The sequence below is a fragment of the Belliella buryatensis genome (assembly GCF_900188245.1).
Lineage (GTDB): Bacteria > Bacteroidota > Bacteroidia > Cytophagales > Cyclobacteriaceae > Belliella > Belliella buryatensis.
Map to the genome: position 1 here is coordinate 160993 of NZ_FZOK01000011.1, position 15718 is coordinate 176710.

The following is a 15718-nucleotide window of genomic DNA, read 5'->3' on the forward strand; positions in this document are numbered from 1 at the left end:
ACTGCTTAAAACCCATGTCTGAGACTAAAGAGGAAAAAATAAGAATTCTATACGTAGATGATGAAGAAAATAATCTTCAAGCTTTCAAAGCTACGTTTCGAAGAGATTATAAGGTTTCTATTGCTATTTCTGCTCAAGAGGCAAGAGAATTCTTAAAAACTCAGGAAGTAGATATCATCATCACAGATCAAAGAATGCCAGATGAGACTGGCGTAGATTTTTTAGCCTCTATCATTCCCCTTTATCCTGACCCTATAAGAATTTTACTTACAGGATATACTGATATCCAAGCCGTAATAGACGCCATCAATAAAGGTCAAGTCTATCACTATTTGACTAAACCATGGGAAGAAGATTATCTCCGTACAGTCATAAATAATGCCTTTGAAGTTTTATCTTTAAGAAGAGAAAATAAAAAATTAACTGAAGACTTGATAAAGGCCAACGACCAGTTGGAATTCCTATTAAGGCAAAATTTACTTTCCTAATATCGAGCTGCAAGTAATAATTGCAGCTCTTTGTGCGTCATTGCAAATTTCCTCGCTAAATGAGCATTTGTCAAGCTCCCTCTGTAGGTGTATACCCCTTTCATAAACCACTTGTAATTAAATATCATCTCTTCTGCCCCTTTCAAATCGGCCATTTGCAGTAGAATTGGGGTAAAAATATTACTTAATGCTACTGAGGCTGTCCGAGAAACTCTAGAGGCAATATTAGGTACGCAATAGTGGATGATTTCATGTTTTTTGAAAGTGGGTTCAGAATGAGAGGTCATCTCCGCTGTTTCAATACAGCCACCTTGGTCAATACTCACATCAATGATTATACTACCTGGCATCATTGCTGCTACCATTTCCTCCGTTACTACAATTTTATTCCTGCCCTTTTCAGCCCTTAATGCACCAATCACCACGTCTGCTTCCTTGAGTGCCTGTGCAAGCGTGATGTTATCAATGGTAGAAGTAAATACTTGTTGACCAAGTAGCTGCTTGATCCTCCTCAATTTGTAGATGTGATTATCAAACACTTTGATATTTGCACCTAGTCCAAGTGCTGTCCTTGCTGCATATTCAGCCACTGTACCTGCCCCAATAATTACGACTTGCGTGGGAGGGACTCCAGTGACTCCTCCAAGTATCAGACCTTTACCATCATTGACACTTGAAAGGTATTCTGAAGCAACCAACATCACAGTTGAACCTGCGATTTCACTCATCGCTCTTACTACTGGCATACCACCAACCTTATCTTCCAGATTCTCGAAAGAAACAGCCGTGATCCTTTTTGAATTGAGTGCATGAATGTAATCTGCTGATTGCCTTCCCAGTTGAAGCGCCGAAATCAGGCAAGACCCTGGCTGCATAAACTCTATCTCCTCAATGGTTGGGGGCTCTACCTTCAAGATAACTTCTGACTCAAAGGCTTCTTTAGCCGAATAGACAACTTTAGCACCAGCATCTGAATAGTCTTTGTCTTCAAACTTAGATTTTTTACCAGCTTCAGTTTCTACGACAACTTTAAGACCATTATTGGTCAATAGACGCACAGCCTCCGGGGTAAGCAAGACTCTCTTTTCTTGCGAATCAATTTCTTTAGGAATTCCAATCACAAAATCCCCTTTTGACTTTTTGACTTTTGCAGAAGCTTCTTTAGGAAGTATCTCAACAGTTTCGCTAACATCAACCATGCTGTACGCCATTTACAATTTTTGATATACCTATCACTCTCCTACCTTCTTCATCTACTTCTATTACTATCAGATGGAAGGTGTCTGGAATAAACTCTGGAATTCTTTCAGCCCACTCAATCCAACAATACGAATCACTGTAGAAATATTCTTCTACACCAATCTCCAGTACCTCCTCTGATTCATCAATTCGATAAAAATCAAAATGATAAAATTTTTGACCTTCCTCATTTTTGTATTCATTTACAATAGAAAAAGTGGGGCTAGAGACCAAGTCTTGAATTCCCATTTCCTTTGCAATTGCTTTGATTAAAGTGGTCTTACCAGCTCCCATTTGCCCCTTAAAAACCCAGATTTTTTCACCTTTACAGGTTTCTATTATTTCTTGGGCTACGGCTGAAAGACTAGCTAAATTATCACAATAGATTTTTCTCAAGTTATTAATTATTCTTCGGTAAAAGATGCACCACAGGAATTATTATCTCCTCCAAAGATACACCACCATGTTGGAAGGTATCCTTGTAATAGTTTACATAATAATTGTAATTGTTTGGATATGCAAAGAAATAATCTTCTACTGCAAAAACATAACTCGTAGAAACATTAAATCTAGGGAGTTTAGCATCTTCTGGTTTATTGATCTCAAAAACCTTCCCACTTTCAAAATTTAAATTTTTCCCTTGCTTATATCGGAGATTTGTAGTCACATTCTTATCTCCAATGATTTTATAGGGCTTGTTAACCCGCTTAGTGCCATGATCGGTAGTGACAATAAGCTCTGCCCCTGCTGCACTGATTTTTTTGAAAAGCTCAAACAAAGAAGAATGTTCGAACCAACTCTTGGTCAATGATCTGTAAGCTGATTCATCCGGAGCTAACTCTCTAATCATTTTCATATCAGTTCTTGCATGAGACATCATATCCACAAAATTGAACACAATCACATTGAGATCATTGTTCATTAAAGAGTGAAATTGATCAACTAAATTCCTTCCCTGATAAGCCTGCAAAATTTTGTGATAACTATATCTGATATTGAGCCTATTCTTATGAAGATTTTCAGCCAAAAACTCCTCTTCCTTGTTATTCTTCCCTTCATCGGTATCTTCGCCCTCCCACAAGTCTGGATGGAACCTCGCCATATCAGAAGGCATCAAGCCACTGAATAATGCATTCCTTGCAAAAGCTGTGGTAGTCGGTAGAATGCTGTAATAAGTATCATCTTCTTTAGCATTGAAATGCTCTAAAACCAAAGGCTCTAGATCTTCCCATTGATCTAATCTTAGATTGTCAATTACCACAAAAAATAATGGCTTACCTTCTTTTACATGTGGAAATACTTTTTCCTTCATCAATTGATGTGATAGGAGAGGACTATCTGCTTTAGAATCATTTAACCAATCAAGGTAATTATTCTTAATGAATTTTGCGAAAGCAGCATTGGCCTCAACTTTTTGAGTTTCCAACACCTCTTGCATACTTTTATTTTCAGTCTTATCAATCTCTAACTCCCAATATGTAAGCTTTTTATAAATATCAGTCCACTCTTGATGCGTAGAGGCATCACTACAAGCCATACTGATATTCATGAAATCCTGCCTGTAAGAAAGATTTGTTTTCTCAGAAATCAATTGCTTATTCTGAAGAATTTTCTTGACAGAAAGTAATATTTGATTAGGGTTGATTGGCTTGATGAGGTAATCAGCAATCTTACCTCCAATAGCATCATCCATGATGTGCTCTTCTTCACTTTTAGTGATCATCACAACAGGGATTTGTGGTTTGATCATCTTGATCTGCTGAAGCGTTTCAAGCCCAGTCATTCCCGGCATCATCTCATCCAAAAAAATAACATCATAATTATTCCCTTCTACTTTTTCAATCGCATCAATCCCGCTATTGACCGTACTTATATCATAGCCTTTTTGCTGAAGAAAAAGTATATGCGGTTTTAATAGATCTATTTCGTCATCAGCCCAAAGGATTTTGTATTTTTGCATAAAATTCTGTTTATATCGTTTAAAATTATAATTACTTTTGACTCCAATCAAATGTCAGAGACATTGAAAAGCCGTAAAATCTTAAATGATCCTGTCTATGGATTCATTACAATTCCAAGTGAGTTGATTTTTACCATTATAGACCATCCATACTTCCAAAGGTTACGTCGTATCAAGCAACTAGGTTTGACTGACTACGTCTATCCTGGGGCTCTTCATACTCGATTTCATCATGCTATAGGAGCTATGCACCTGATGAGCATCACTTTGGACAATCTGAGAAATAAAGGTAATGAAATTAGCGATGCAGAATATGAGGCGGCCTTGATTGCTATTTTGCTTCATGATATAGGACATGGACCATTTTCTCATGCATTGGAATTTTCACTTTTGAAAAACATCCATCATGAATCGCTTTCATTATTGATCATAGATGAATTAAATAAACAATTACATGGCCAACTTGATCTTGCATTGAAAATTTTTAAGAATCATTATGAAAGAAAATTTTTCCATCAATTAGTTTCTAGTCAACTTGACATAGATAGACTTGATTATTTGCAGCGGGATTGTTTTTTCACTGGTGTCTCAGAGGGAACTATCGGTGCAGATCGGATCATCAAGATGATGGCTATAAAAGATGACCAGCTAGTGGTTGAAGAAAAAGGTCTCTACAGCATAGAGAATTTTTTAAGCGCTCGAAGGCTTATGTATTGGCAGGTCTATCTCCATAAGACTACTGTCTCTGCCGAGAAAATGCTAATCAATTTGATTAGCAGAGCTAAAGATCTAGCCCAAGATGGTAGGGATGTTAAAGCTACAGACGAATTTCTGCATTTTCTTAAAAATGATTTCACAATTGAGGACTTCCAAAACTCTGAAGTTTTAATCAAGACCTTTTTAGAACTTGATGATTACGACATTTGGGGAGGAATCAAGTTTTGGAAAAAAGACAGCGATTATATCCTTCGTAATATATCTAATATGTTTCTTTCTCGTAATCTATTTAAGATCAATTTGAATAGCGAAGCATTCTCAGAAGAGGAATTAGAGACTATCTGGAAGAAAACTCAAAACAAGCTTCAAGTGCCAGCTGAAGACATGAAATATTTCTTTTCACATGGCTCTATCAGCAACAATGCTTATGTAGCTAAGGAGCGAATTCATATTTTAACAAAAAAAGGAGAAATAATCGATGTAGCACAAGCTGCCGATCTTCCCAATATCAAAGCGATGAGTAAGATTGTTAAAAAACACTATGCTTGTCGAGCTAAAAATTTAACTTTGTAGCCAAAAAACAACAATAATAATGGAATTTACCGTAGAACAGGTAGCTTCACTTCTCAATGGCAAAGTAGAAGGAGATGGATCTACAAAAGTCAATAGGTTAGATAAGATTCAAGATGGGCAACCTGGAGGAATTAGTTTTTTATCTAATGAGAAATATGAAAACTACATCTACGAAACAGCAGCATCTGCGGTAATTGTATCTGAAAATTTCCAACCAAAAAAAGCAGTAAAACCCTCGTTAATCAGGGTCAAAGATGCCTACACTGGGTTTACTCAGATTCTAGAAGCTTATTCCCAATTTACCAAAAATAATAAAACTGGTGTTGAGCAACCTGCATTTATACATGAAAGTAGTTCCATAGGAGATGGTCACTACAGAGGAGCCTTTTCCTACATAGGTCAAAGGACAACAGTTGGAGATAATGTGAAAATTTACCCTAACTCTTATATTGGTGACAACGTGAAAATCGGCCACAATTGTATTATACACCCTGGTGCAAAAATTTGTAATGATACAGTCATTGGCTCATATTGCGAGATCCACCCAGGAGCTGTCATTGGCTCTGATGGTTTTGGCTTTGCTCCTCAAGAGGATGGTACCTACAAAGCAATCCCTCAGGTAGGGAATGTGATTATTGAAGACTTTGTGAGTATAGGAGCAAATACTACAGTTGACTGTGCCACTATGGGGTCTACGATTATCAAAAAAGGAGCAAAAATAGACAATCAAGTACAAATTGCTCACAATGTAGTCATAGGAGAGCATACAGTAATCGCAGCACAAGCTGGGATATCTGGCTCGACAGAAATTGGCAAAAATTGTGTTATTGCAGGAAAAGCAGGGATCGTAGGGCATCTTAAAATCGCTGATAAAACTACTATAGGAGCAAATACTGGAATCAGTAGATCGATTGACACCTCTGGGCAGACACTTTTCGGATATATGGGATTTGAACTGAAAAGCTTCCTAAAAGCTTACGCTATTTTCAAAAATCTGCCTCAGCTTCAGGATCGATTGAGAGAACTGGAAAAAAAACAATAAATTTACGCACTCAAATCAAATTCAGGATTCAATACCTATGAGGGTAAAACAACATACCATTAAAAAACAAGTCACTGTATCAGGTGTCGGACTCCACACTGGAGTGATTTCAAATATGACTTTTTTGCCTGCTCCTCCCAATCACGGCTATAAGTTTCAAAGAATCGATATTGAAGGTCTGCCTATCATTGATGCAGATGTAGACAATGTTGTTGATGTATCAAGAGGGACTACCTTAGAGCAAAGTGGGGCAAGAGTTTTCACTGTAGAACATGTCCTTGCTGCATTAGTGGGTTTGGAGATTGATAATGTGCTTATCCAATTGGATGGTCCAGAGCCTCCTATTTTGGATGGATCTTCGATTCAGTTTATAGAAGCTTTAGATGATGCTGGCATAGAGGAACAAAATGCCTTGAGGAGATTTTTTGAAATTCCAGAAAGCATCACTTATCGCGATCCTTCTAGAGAAGTTGAGATGGCTGCCCTGCCTTTGGATGATTACAGAGTTACTGTCATGGTAGATTATAACTCACCAGTCCTAGGGTCTCAACATGCCTCAATTACGGACATCAGCCAATTCAGATCTGAAATCGCATCTTGTCGTACATTCTGTTTTCTCCACGAGCTGGAAATGCTTTATAATCAAAACCTAATTAAAGGTGGCGACTTGAATAATGCAATTGTAGTGGTCGACAGAGTTGTGGAAGAGAAGGAATTAGCGCATTTGGCCAAAATGTTCAACAAAGAAAAAGTAGAAGTTCGCAAAGAGGGAATCCTAAATAATGTGGACTTAAGATATAAAAATGAACCTGCAAGACACAAACTCTTAGATGTTGTAGGTGATTTAGCCTTGGTAGGCAGGCCGCTAAAAGCTCAAATACTTGCAGCTAGACCAGGCCATGCTGCCAATGTGGCTTTTGCGAAAAAGATAAAAAGAGCTATGGAAAAGGCTGGACCAAGCCATATCCCATATTACGACCCCAAGCTCCCTCCAGTGATGGATATTGCTCAGATCAGCAATATCCTCCCTCATCGCTATCCATTTCAGCTACTTGATAAAGTCATCTATTTGGACGAGACTGTTGTAGCCGGTGTAAAAAACGTAACGATGAACGAACCTTTCTTTATGGGCCACTTTCCTAATAACCCTGTAATGCCTGGAGTTCTTCAGGTAGAGGCAATGGCACAAACTGGAGGCATATTGGTGCTTAGCACAGTGGATGATCCAGAGAATTATTGGACTTATTTTCTGGGGATAGAAAATTGTAAGTTTCGAAAAATGGTTATCCCTGGAGATACCTTAGTTTTTAAATGTGAATTGCTTGCTCCTATCCGAAGAGGAATAGCAAAGATGAAAGGCGAAGCATACGTAGGCAATACACTCGTCTGCGAGGCCGTTATGACCGCAAGCATTGTAAGAAAAGAATCATGATCAGTAAACTATCCCAAATACACGAAGACGCAATCCTTGGAGAAGGTGTTCATGTAGACCCTTTTACCATGATCCATGAAGATGTCATTATTGGAGAAGGTACATGGATAGGTTCTAATGTAACTATATACCCAGGTGCTAGGATAGGCAAGAACTGCAAGGTTTTTCCTGGAGCTGTTATTTCAGCCATTCCTCAAGATTTAAAATTTCAAGGTGAAAAAACACTCGTGGAGATTGGTGATAATACCACCATCAGAGAATGTGTCACGATCAGTCGAGGTACAGTAGACAAAATGACCACTAAAGTAGGTGGCAACTGCCTATTAATGGCTTATGTACACATAGCACATGACTGCATAGTAGGGAATAATGTCATCATCGCTAATGCAGTTCAAGTTGCGGGGCATGTAATCATAGATGATTGGGCGATTGTTGGAGGTAGTAGCGCAATTCACCAGTTTGTAAAAGTTGGAATGCATTCCATGATTTCAGGTGGCTCACTCGTGAGAAAAGATGTGCCTCCATTCACTAAAGCAGCAAGAGAACCACTTAGCTATGCCGGAGTCAACAGTCTTGGTCTAAGAAGAAGAGGATTTTCAAGTGAGACAATTAGTCATATTCAGGATGTCTACCGTTACCTCTTCCTCAATAGCCTTAATAACAGCAGAGCTTTGGAAGAAATAGAGGTAAATCTACCAGCTACCAAAGAGAGAGATGAAATAGTAAACTTTATTCGTTCTTCTGAACGAGGAGTGATGAAAGGTTACATCCAATAAGATGATTCAGATAGCGCTGGTCAATGCTTCCAAACGATTTCAATATGAATGGATATTCAGAAATCTGAGCACTAATATTCCAGCAGGGTCAAAGTGGGCAATTACCGGAAGCAATGGATCTGGAAAGTCTACTTTGATCAAATCTATAGCAGCTCTAAACCCTTTGACTGAAGGGTCTGTAAAGTATTTTTTTGAAGGTAAAGGTATTTCTGAAGAACACATCTATCAATATTTGACCATTTCCGCTCCATACTTAGAGCTACCTGAAGAATTTAGCTTACTAGAGATTCTTAAATTTCATTTTCATTTTAAAAAAGTATTCCAAAATCTTTCTTTTGAAGAAATGATTGAAGAGATGTATTTGGAAAATCACAGCCAAAAACCAATCAATCAATTTTCTTCGGGAATGAAGCAAAGACTGAAATTAGGGCTTTGCCTTTTTTCAGATGTCCCTCTTGTTCTGTTAGATGAGCCTACCTCCAATCTTGATGAAAAAGGAGTGAACTGGTACCTCCAATTAATAGATAAATTTGGTAAAGGCAGGACTATTCTCGTTTGCTCTAATGATCCAAGAGAATATACTTACTGTGAAAATGAAATACGCATCGAAAACTATAAGTTAAAATAAGTGTTTGATTCTTCGGTCATATGTTTAAATTTACAATTCTCAAATAATTATAACCCTATTATGAATAAGTTAATACTTAATCTTTTATTGATATCAGCTTTTGGCTTGGTGCTTTTTGGATGTAAAAAAGGTGACGATCCTGCTCCACAAAAAACTCCCGAAGAATTGGCAATAGAAGACCTAGCCGGTAGTTCTTCTATCACATGGACTGTTGCTGGAGGTGGTAGTGTAACGAGAGACAGCAGAGCGGAAACCAACCTTTATGCTAATTTCGAAATAACTTTTGCTGCAAATCAAAATAGTAAAACCTACAATACTGTCAATGGAGGAGATCTTTTTGATGGCTCAGGAAACTGGAATTTTGTAGGAACAGATGTTTCGAAAATCATCCTAGCGGGAACAAGGCCTGCATCTGGCCCTGAAATTTCTTTTACGAGGTCAGGTTCAGATCTTGTTCTGACTTTTACCATCGTTGCTCCAGGTTCTGGGGAAAAAATCACTCCCCCTAATGCCGCTATTGCTGGTAATTATAGATTTTCGCTGAAAAGAAAACCTTGATATAATTTATATCGGAAATAAGAAAGCCTTGATTTCATCAATGAATCAAGGCTTTTTTGATTTTAATATTTCTTTAGCTTATGATTTAAGCTCAATCAAGGTCACTCCTGCACCACCTCGATCTGCATGTTCGTCAGAAACTTTCTTGACCTGAGACATATTGTGTAGAATATTTCTTGTGATATTCTTGAGGATTCCGTCCCCTTTTCCATGTACAACTCTTAGATCTTTGAGACCTAACATATGTCCATCATCTACAAAGTTTTGCAACAGAGGTAAAATTTCTTCCCCTCTTCTTCCTCTGATATCCAAATTAGGAGAAAAATCCATCATCTTAGCATTAGTATCAAAGCCTGACCTTTTGGCAATTGATTTTTTTTCCTTTTTCATTTCAGAAGAAGATATTTTCTCCAGTCTTTTGAGTTTCACATTGGACTTCAAGTCCCCTATGCTTATCTCCACATCCTTGCTCTTGATTGCAAGTACTTCTGCTACAGCACCATTATCTTTCACTCTAACAAAATCTCCCACTTGAATTTCTCCCCCTATCACCTTGATTTCAGGAGCCATAATTGCTTCTTTTTCAGGCTTAACCTTTGCTTTGAATACTTCCAAGTCAGCTCTCAATTTCTTGGTGGCTTCTTTATCAGCTTTTTTCTCCTTGATGGACTTGATGGTGATCTCAATCTTTTTATTTACTTCATCTAGTAGGGCTTTTGCTTCAGCTTTAGCTTCTTGGATATATTGCTTTTTATTAATATCTATGGTTTCTTTCAGCTGCGTATACTCCTTCATTCGCTGATCTAGCAGTCGTTCCTTTCTTGCATTTTCGCTAACCAATTGCTCATACTTAACTTTTTCATTTTCAAGCTTATTGAGCATGCGGTCATACCGTACACGCTCTTCACCAATATTGGCCTTAGCATAATCAATAATATCTTTGGATATCCCAATTTTGGACGCTATCTCAAGAGCGAATGAACTACCAGGCTTACCTATTTCTAACTGATAGAGGGGTTCAAGCCTATCTACATCATAGCGCATGGCGCCATTAACCAAGCCTTGGTTTTTAGATGCAATTTCTTTCAAATTCCCATAGTGCGTAGTAATGATGCCATATGCTCCAGATTTATTCAATTCCAAAAGTATGCCCTCTGCTATGGCTGCACCAAACTGTGGCTCAGTCCCAGTTCCAAATTCATCAATAAAAAGAATTGTTTTTTTGTTGGCAAACTGTGTGAAGTACTTCATACTCATCAAATGAGAACTGTAGGTACTAAGGTCATTTTCTATATTTTGTTCATCGCCTATGTCGATAAAGAAATTATCAAAGACCGTACATTTTGAATGCGGATCCAAAGGGATCAGTAAGCCACATTGCAACATATATTGCAACATGGCCACAGTCTTTAAGGTCACTGATTTACCTCCAGCGTTTGGTCCTGATATCACCAAAAGCCTCCTATTGTGATCCAGTTGGATATTGAGAGGGGTAACTTTTTTACCCTGCTGGGCTAAAGCAAACTGTAATAAGGGATGCTTTGCATTGTACCACTCGATTTGCTTTGCTTTTTCAACGAGCGGCTTGGCAGACTCTGTTTTTAAAGCAAATTTGGCTTTTGCTCTAATAAAATCTACCAAACCCAAGAATTGGAATGCTTTCCTCAAATCTGGGATATAACTTCTGAGTATATCCGTCAATTGAGTAAGGATTCGCTGGATTTCCCGGCGTTCCATATATTCTAAATCCTTGAGTTCATTATTGATATCTAGTACTTCAGCAGGCTCTAGAAATACAGTCTGACCAGTAGCAGATTCATCATGGATAAATCCTTTTATTTTTCTTTTATTCTCTGCCAAAACAGGAATTACCATCCTTCCTCCTCTGATAGTAACAGAAGCATCTTCTGGTGTCAAGCCCTTGGATCTAGCTTCTCTAAAAATTCTATCCAATACCTTTCTTAACCGACTTTCTTCATAAAGTATTTGTGAGCGAATCAAAGATAAATCCTTAGATGCATTATTTCTGATTTTCCCTTTTTCATCTATCACCCGCTCAATTGCCTTCAGCAGCGTTTGATCCAGCTGTACTAACCCAAGAAGTTGATGAAGATTGGGGTATTCTTCTGAGAATTTATTGAAAAAATTCACACATCCCACCAATGTAAAAAGGGATAGCTTGATTTCATGAAAATCATCCTCGTATAAAAAAGTACCTTCAACCTTAGCCTTATCGAGGTAAGGATGAATATTAGTATAATTAGAAGTGGGAAAAGTCTCTCCTGAAATTAATATATGTCTAAACTCTTCCGTTTGATCAAGAAGTCGTACAATCAAGCTCAAATCTTTTGAAAAAGTCATTTTATCAACAAAGGCAGTTCCTAAAGAACTGGAGCATTCTTCTTTGATCAATTCTCTGATTTTGTCAAAATTGATCTTCTCTTCCAGACTAATTGGGTAATTCATCACTTTCTTTTACGTTCCCTTCTTTTTCGATTACATTCAAAGAATCGATTACTCTAGCATAAACTCTATCTATGATTCTAGGTCTTGCCAAGTAGTATTCTAAACTCCTATGGAAAACTGAATCTATCACCTGATGTTTTCGAAATACTTCCTTCTCAAACATGGGATACAAATTTCTCGATGAATCATAATTGATAGGCAAAGTACTTACATACCCTTCTGCGATATGAATATCAATTAGCATTCCTACCATTTGATCTTCATTGAGAATATCTTCTGGTTTATCTTCATTTCTGCAAGATTGAAGTAAAAGGATAAGCGGTATAAAGATTAGCAACTTTTTCACGTTCCAAAATTAACACTTTAAACAGAGAACCACATATAAATTTTATTATTCAAAAGACTGCCTTAAATTAGACATCCGAAAACAAACTCCATGAACCAACTACTAAAAAAACTTCGAAGATATGAAATCATGATCCGGAAAGTGGCCAACAACCACCTTCAAGGAGACTACCAATCTATATTCAAAGGTGCAGGGTTAGAGTTTGATGACTTGAGACCATATCAGTATGGTGATGACGTAAGGACCATCGAATGGAAAGTCTCTGCCAAAGGTCATGGAACTTTTGTCAAAACATTCAAAGAAGATAAAGATCAAAGCGTCTATTTCCTATTAGACATCAGTGGTTCTCAAGATATCGGGGCATCTGGTAATAAGAAAATAGACAAAGGAAAAGAAGTAGCTGGTGTTTTGACCCTCGCTGCCATTTTCGAAGGAAGCCAAGTTGGTTTAGTATCTTTCTCTGATCAAAAAGAAAAAATTATTCTCCCTGGAAAAGGACCAAAGCAAGGAGTTAAAGTGATACAAGGTATTTTCAATCATGAAAATAAATCTTTAAAGACAAATCTAAAGGAGATGTTCTCTTTTGCCTTGAACCTGATCAAAAAGCGTAGCATCATTATTGTGATTTCCGATTTCATCGATGAAGGATATGAGCGCCCTTTCAAAGCCTTAGCTGAGAAGCATGACTTAGTTGCTATTCAATTAACTGACCCAAGAGAATCTAAACTTCCTGCATTAGGTATTATACCTGTTTATGACAAGGAGGAAGGGAAAACTACTTGGGTAAATACTGCATTTGGATCATTTTCTAAGAAAATTACAGATACATTTACTACAGAAAGAGATCTGCTCAAAAGAATATGTAAAAAAAATCAAATTAACTACCTTGAAATAGATACGGGGCAAGACATAGTTTTACCCTTGATCGAATTGTTTAAGACCAGAAATAAAACCATGAAACGTGGCTAAAATTTATAAATTCCTTTTCTTCATAGCACTCCTCTTTTCTTTTCAATTAAGTCATGGACAAGAATTGAAAGTTGAAGGTTATTTCATGCAAGATTCGGCCAAAATTGGAGAGAAAGTACCGTACGTACTGAAAGCAAAATACAGTAAAGGTATGAATGTGGTATTCCCTGATTCCACTTTTGATTTCAGTCCTTTTGTTTTGCTAGAAAAACAAACTTTCATGAGTAGTACCAAAGAGGGCATCACACTTGATAGTGCCATCTATTACGTTTCCAATTTTTCTTTAGACCCTGTTTCCAATTTTTCTTTACCTGTTTTTGAAGTAATGAAATATGACAGCTTGGAATATTATCCAGAAGAGGCCTCGCTGACATTAAAACTATTAATCGATCCACTTCCAGAACAGCTATTATTCAAAGACAACAATATCTATCAAATACTACCTAAGAGCTTTAATTACCCATTATTAATTGCTGTTATTGTATGCTTAATCATTATAATTCTAGTTCTCTTTTTCTTTTTTGGAGATGCGATCAAAAAACAATTTCAAACTTGGAGTGAAAAGAGGAAATATAAAAGATTTATTACTAAATGGGAAAAAGCAGAGAAAACCTTTGCTTCTAGGCCAGATATGGATGGAGCTGACGAACTATTGGGTTTATGGAAGACCTATATGGAGCACTTGAAAAATAGGCCTTTCAGAGAATGGACGACTATTGAAATATCAGAGTTTCTAGAAAATAAAGAGATCATCAAAGATTTCAGAGAAATAGAAATGATTATCTATGCTGGCAAAAAAGGGCAAGATATAAGCCAAGCCTGTAGAAACCTAAAAGGAATCTGCGCTGAAACTTACCAACAAAAAATTACCCAAAAACATGAGCGTAAATAGTATCTCTGATTTCATTTCACTGTATTGGTTTTTGCCTGATACTTTCAAAAACTTTGATTGGGAAAACCTTTGGGCACTTCATTTATTATGGATCATTCCTCTTTTAATGCTCTTGAGGAAATTTGTTAAGTTTTTAAAAAACCCTGTTCTAGAATTGTCCCTCCCAGGCTCTGTAGCATCTAACAATCCATGGACTTATCTTAGGCTAATCCCTACACTTTTTTTCTTACTGACCTTGTGGATGGTATCAATAGCAATCGCACGGCCACAAAAATCGAATGAAAGAATAGAACAGTATACTGAAGGTATTGACATCATGTTAGTCTTGGATATTTCAGAATCTATGGATTTACAAGATTTTCAACCCAACCGACTTGAGGCGGCCAAAGAAACTGCAATTGACTTTATCAATGGTCGATTTGGGGACCGCATTGGGATGGTTATATTTTCAGGAGAAGCTTATTCATTAGCTCCATTGACTACTGATTATGGATTATTGACAGATTTGATCAAAGATATATCATTCAACATGATGGATGCGAAGGGTACTGCTATTGGAAGTGCTATTGCTTCGGGGACTAACAGAATGAGAGAGGCTGAATCAAAATCAAAAGTGATGATTCTACTTTCTGATGGAGAGAACAATGCTGGCAATGTAGATCCTATATTTGCTGCGGAGCTAGCGGCAGCTTTTGATATAAAAATTTATAGCATTGCTGTCGGTAAGGACGGAATGGTTCCTTATGGAGTAGATTTTTTTGGAAGGCCTCAGATGATAGAAAGTTATTTAGACGAAACTACTCTGAGGGAAATTGCTACCATAGGAGGTGGTAAATTTTACAGAGCATCTGATGACAATGCACTTGAGCAAATTTTTGAGGAAATAGATAGCTTAGAAAAAGCTGAAATTATCGAATCAAGATACAAGGAAACAAATGATTATTACCGAGTCTATTTATTTTGGGGTCTATTGTTTTTCTTCAGCTGGATGACACTGAAAAGTACTTTCTTCAACAACTTCTTACTAGACTAGAATTTTTAATCTATATAGTTATTGGTTGTTTGAGTTATTGGGGGGGATTAGAGATTACAAGATTTTAAGATTGAAAAATTGGAAATTGAGTTGAAAGGTTTAAAAGTTAGCGGGGATTAAGGATAAGTTGATTGAGTTATTGGTTGATTGGGATATTGAGTTATGATGTGAGTTGACTACTCGAAGGAGGTGAAATTTAGTTTAAAGTTGATTTTGAGCTAAAGGAATTAGTTGATTTGGTTGATTGAGGGGTTAGTTGATTAGGTGAATAGGTATTAGGCTTGCAAGGGCTTGCCATATTGGATAGATAGTGGTCAGCCTTGTATCTGAGGAAAAATACTGTCAAATGATAATCCGTTAAGCCTGTCTACGCCAGGTAGACGTGGGAGGATAGGGAATATACTGGTAACATACATTTAACGATGAACAATTTTAACGTTTAACAAATCTGGTTAGATTAAGATTTGGAAAGGCATATATCAACTTTATATAGCGAAGCATATATCATTCTCTATCCATGAAAATATAGCTATAGGGTAAAAAACACAAAAGCCTTTCAGTTTCCTGAAAGGCTTTTTGATAATGTGGCGGCGACCTAC

Annotated in this window: 15 protein-coding genes; 10 read left to right on the plus strand and 5 right to left on the minus strand. The window is 37.2% G+C overall.

From position 1 onward, the window contains the following. Positions 1 to 14: 14 nt before the first annotated feature. The gene (locus tag CHB66_RS12480) at positions 15 to 488 is read left to right on the plus strand and encodes a response regulator (RefSeq protein ID WP_089241433.1); all 474 of its coding nucleotides are present in this window, start codon (positions 15 to 17) and stop codon (positions 486 to 488) included. Here the strand turns inward: CHB66_RS12480 and CHB66_RS12485 are convergent. The 3 genes from CHB66_RS12485 to porX are packed head-to-tail and all read right to left on the minus strand — an operon-like array spanning position 485 to position 3687. Next, entirely contained in the window at positions 485 to 1699 is a 1215-nt protein-coding gene (locus CHB66_RS12485) for an alanine dehydrogenase (protein ID WP_089241435.1), read from the minus strand. The genes CHB66_RS12480 and CHB66_RS12485 overlap by 4 nt on opposite strands. After that, positions 1680 to 2123 carry a tRNA (adenosine(37)-N6)-threonylcarbamoyltransferase complex ATPase subunit type 1 TsaE gene (gene tsaE / locus CHB66_RS12490; RefSeq protein ID WP_089241437.1) on the minus strand — a complete coding sequence of 148 codons (444 nt, stop codon included), beginning with the start codon at positions 2121 to 2123 and terminating at the stop codon, positions 1680 to 1682. The genes CHB66_RS12485 and tsaE overlap by 20 nt, the downstream gene beginning before the upstream one ends. Before the next feature lie 4 nt (positions 2124 to 2127). Then, the gene (porX, locus tag CHB66_RS12495) at positions 2128 to 3687 is read right to left on the minus strand and encodes a T9SS response regulator signal transducer PorX (RefSeq protein ID WP_089241439.1); all 1560 of its coding nucleotides are present in this window, start codon (positions 3685 to 3687) and stop codon (positions 2128 to 2130) included. Positions 3688 to 3738: 51 nt separating this feature from the next. On the opposite strand from porX, the gene CHB66_RS12500 reads away from it, so the two are divergent. From CHB66_RS12500 to CHB66_RS12525, 6 genes are read left to right on the plus strand one after another with little or no spacing between them, the layout of a single operon-like run. Then, positions 3739 to 4977: an HD domain-containing protein gene (locus tag CHB66_RS12500; RefSeq protein ID WP_170932488.1), complete on the plus strand. Its 1239-nt coding sequence runs from the start codon at positions 3739 to 3741 to the stop codon at positions 4975 to 4977. A gap of 19 nt (positions 4978 to 4996) precedes the next feature. Further along, the gene (gene lpxD / locus CHB66_RS12505) at positions 4997 to 6019 is read left to right on the plus strand and encodes a UDP-3-O-(3-hydroxymyristoyl)glucosamine N-acyltransferase (protein WP_089241441.1); all 1023 of its coding nucleotides are present in this window, start codon (positions 4997 to 4999) and stop codon (positions 6017 to 6019) included. 37 nt (positions 6020 to 6056) lie between these two features. Further along, positions 6057 to 7451, plus strand: a complete 1395-nt coding sequence (locus CHB66_RS12510) for a bifunctional UDP-3-O-[3-hydroxymyristoyl] N-acetylglucosamine deacetylase/3-hydroxyacyl-ACP dehydratase (RefSeq protein ID WP_089241443.1) — start codon at positions 6057 to 6059, stop codon at positions 7449 to 7451. Continuing rightward, complete coding sequence (gene lpxA, locus CHB66_RS12515) at positions 7448 to 8227, plus strand: acyl-ACP--UDP-N-acetylglucosamine O-acyltransferase (protein ID WP_089241445.1); 780 nt, start codon at positions 7448 to 7450, stop codon at positions 8225 to 8227. Before CHB66_RS12510 ends, lpxA begins: the two co-directional genes overlap by 4 nt. A gap of 1 nt (position 8228) precedes the next feature. Next, positions 8229 to 8855, plus strand: a complete 627-nt coding sequence (locus tag CHB66_RS12520) for an ABC transporter ATP-binding protein (protein ID WP_089241447.1) — start codon at positions 8229 to 8231, stop codon at positions 8853 to 8855. A gap of 60 nt (positions 8856 to 8915) precedes the next feature. Further along, on the plus strand, positions 8916 to 9413 hold the full coding sequence (locus CHB66_RS12525) for a hypothetical protein (RefSeq protein WP_089241449.1): 498 nt from the start codon (positions 8916 to 8918) through the stop codon (positions 9411 to 9413). Positions 9414 to 9491: 78 nt separating this feature from the next. Here the strand turns inward: CHB66_RS12525 and CHB66_RS12530 are convergent, their stop codons facing one another. Both CHB66_RS12530 and CHB66_RS12535 read right to left on the minus strand, forming a co-directional pair. Further along, positions 9492 to 11879 carry an endonuclease MutS2 gene (locus tag CHB66_RS12530; RefSeq protein ID WP_089241477.1) on the minus strand — a complete coding sequence of 796 codons (2388 nt, stop codon included), beginning with the start codon at positions 11877 to 11879 and terminating at the stop codon, positions 9492 to 9494. Then, entirely contained in the window at positions 11863 to 12225 is a 363-nt protein-coding gene (locus tag CHB66_RS12535) for a DUF4296 domain-containing protein (protein WP_089241451.1), read from the minus strand. Before CHB66_RS12535 ends, CHB66_RS12530 begins: the two co-directional genes overlap by 17 nt. 90 nt (positions 12226 to 12315) lie before the next feature. Here CHB66_RS12535 and CHB66_RS12540 point away from each other — a divergent pair, with 90 nt between their 5' ends. The 3 genes from CHB66_RS12540 to CHB66_RS12550 are packed head-to-tail and all read left to right on the plus strand — an operon-like array spanning position 12316 to position 15119. After that, positions 12316 to 13194 carry a DUF58 domain-containing protein gene (locus CHB66_RS12540; RefSeq protein WP_089241453.1) on the plus strand — a complete coding sequence of 293 codons (879 nt, stop codon included), beginning with the start codon at positions 12316 to 12318 and terminating at the stop codon, positions 13192 to 13194. Next, positions 13187 to 14086 carry a hypothetical protein gene (locus CHB66_RS12545; RefSeq protein WP_245812727.1) on the plus strand — a complete coding sequence of 300 codons (900 nt, stop codon included), beginning with the start codon at positions 13187 to 13189 and terminating at the stop codon, positions 14084 to 14086. Before CHB66_RS12540 ends, CHB66_RS12545 begins: the two co-directional genes overlap by 8 nt. Beyond that, positions 14073 to 15119, plus strand: a complete 1047-nt coding sequence (locus CHB66_RS12550; RefSeq protein ID WP_089241455.1) for a vWA domain-containing protein — start codon at positions 14073 to 14075, stop codon at positions 15117 to 15119. Before CHB66_RS12545 ends, CHB66_RS12550 begins: the two co-directional genes overlap by 14 nt. Positions 15120 to 15718: the final 599 nt, after the last annotated feature.

Coding starts and splice junctions, on each gene's coding strand:
- CHB66_RS12520 (WP_089241447.1), top strand. CDS start 8,229: ATGATTCAGATAGCGCTGGTCAATGCTTCCAAACGATTTCAATATGAA.
- CHB66_RS12550 (WP_089241455.1), top strand. CDS start 14,073: ATGAGCGTAAATAGTATCTCTGATTTCATTTCACTGTATTGGTTTTTG.
- porX (WP_089241439.1), bottom strand. CDS start 3,687: ATGCAAAAATACAAAATCCTTTGGGCTGATGACGAAATAGATCTATTA.
- CHB66_RS12540 (WP_089241453.1), top strand. CDS start 12,316: ATGAACCAACTACTAAAAAAACTTCGAAGATATGAAATCATGATCCGG.
- CHB66_RS12525 (WP_089241449.1), top strand. CDS start 8,916: ATGAATAAGTTAATACTTAATCTTTTATTGATATCAGCTTTTGGCTTG.
- CHB66_RS12530 (WP_089241477.1), bottom strand. CDS start 11,879: ATGAATTACCCAATTAGTCTGGAAGAGAAGATCAATTTTGACAAAATC.
- lpxA (WP_089241445.1), top strand. CDS start 7,448: ATGATCAGTAAACTATCCCAAATACACGAAGACGCAATCCTTGGAGAA.
- CHB66_RS12480 (WP_089241433.1), top strand. CDS start 15: ATGTCTGAGACTAAAGAGGAAAAAATAAGAATTCTATACGTAGATGAT.
- lpxD (WP_089241441.1), top strand. CDS start 4,997: ATGGAATTTACCGTAGAACAGGTAGCTTCACTTCTCAATGGCAAAGTA.
- CHB66_RS12510 (WP_089241443.1), top strand. CDS start 6,057: ATGAGGGTAAAACAACATACCATTAAAAAACAAGTCACTGTATCAGGT.
- CHB66_RS12500 (WP_170932488.1), top strand. CDS start 3,739: ATGTCAGAGACATTGAAAAGCCGTAAAATCTTAAATGATCCTGTCTAT.
- CHB66_RS12485 (WP_089241435.1), bottom strand. CDS start 1,699: ATGGCGTACAGCATGGTTGATGTTAGCGAAACTGTTGAGATACTTCCT.